The sequence below is a fragment of the Microbulbifer okhotskensis genome, from assembly GCF_023895975.1.
Taxonomy (GTDB): Bacteria; Pseudomonadota; Gammaproteobacteria; order Pseudomonadales; family Cellvibrionaceae; genus Microbulbifer; species Microbulbifer okhotskensis.
In genome coordinates, this window is record NZ_JALBWM010000295.1 from 1 (window position 1) to 1,196 (window position 1,196).

Genomic DNA, 1,196 nt, shown 5'->3' on the forward strand with positions numbered 1-1,196 from the left:
ACTACCAATAATCCACTAGCAAGAGCGGTTACACAGAATTATTTACACCCTCTAATTGGTACATTTTGAAGAATACCACTTTGCTGTATGAGTGATATCTTTCGCCTGACCCATGAATCTGACATTTCTAGGAGTTTATCATTATCAACGGATTTTATTAAATCCAGATTAGAAAACTCAATTACATCATCGTCGGTTGCTTCTTTGTAGTATTCACTTAAATCAAAAATCTGCCTGGTATTATGGAAGCTAAAAAATTTTAGTTTACCTCCTTCTAGTGTAGCGGTTAACTTGTGGTCGATGGTGAGCCCAATGCCCTCTATTTTTTTATATACATTCGCTGAGTGAAAGATTGATAAGCCATTCGTAGATATGATTTTCCTTCTGTCAAAGTTTTGAAGTAGTACTTTAACTTCGCCATTTGTCAGTATATAACCAGAGAATAACGCCTTAATGTCATGAAAAAAATCTTCACTTGGGTCAACCAAATCAAAGCTGGTAGGATTTCTTATGGCGCTCTCAAGATTATCAATGTCGTCATAGTTGTTGATACAAAGAACTTCACCTGCATCGGGCTTATATTTCCCATCAAAAGCAATTTCGTCTTGCTGAAGGTCAAATGAGGATTCTTGGTCTTTTAGGTATGAAGTGAGGTCAGATTGCACATCATTGGAAAGGTTAAATTTAACAACTCTTTTGGCAGGATCGCTGGTTAATGCAAAAAGGCTAAGCGTCATGTACTACTCCATTAGCATGCTGTTTGATATTTGTTTTACGAGAGTTATGTTTTTGGGGTTTCTAATTTCTCTTCTTGTTATCAGTGTATAAACCATGCCGCTTTCTGATTCGAGTTTATAGAATCTAAATTTTGCAAGATACAAAACTGGGTGGGATGGAATATTGGAAACAACCCACGCCACTACAAAAATAACTCCCACTGTTAACAGCATCAAACCAAAGTCAATCTCTGCTATTTTCATTATTATTGGTGATGAATAGCTTGCAAGGAAAACCAACAGATAATAATCGGCAGACTCAATTTTTTTGGCAGTGAAATTAAGGGCTTCCGTCTGACTATTAACCCAAGATAATATCAAAAACGGAAGAGTCATCCCGATAAAAGAAATTACTATTAGCTGATAAAACCTGCATTCAACTTTGAAGTGCATCAGTTAATCCCCTGGAAAAGAACGGTC

General features: G+C 36.5%; 2 protein-coding genes. Both read right to left on the minus strand.

The features are described 5' to 3' along the window. Positions 1–38 precede the first annotated feature (38 nt). Positions 39–737 (minus strand): hypothetical protein, encoded by a 699-nt coding sequence (locus MO867_RS22145; RefSeq protein ID WP_252473215.1) that lies wholly within the window; start codon positions 735–737, stop codon positions 39–41. A gap of 3 nt (positions 738–740) precedes the next feature. Further along, complete coding sequence (locus MO867_RS22150) at positions 741–1,169, minus strand: KwaA family protein (RefSeq protein WP_252473216.1); 429 nt, start codon at positions 1,167–1,169, stop codon at positions 741–743. Between the last annotated feature and the right edge of the window lie 27 nt (positions 1,170–1,196).

What these genes read in the sequence shown, in the direction of transcription:
- MO867_RS22145 (WP_252473215.1), bottom strand. Translation starts at nt 737, where the DNA reads ATGACGCTTAGCCTTTTTGCATTAACCAGCGATCCTGCCAAAAGAGTT.
- MO867_RS22150 (WP_252473216.1), bottom strand. Translation starts at nt 1,169, where the DNA reads ATGCACTTCAAAGTTGAATGCAGGTTTTATCAGCTAATAGTAATTTCT.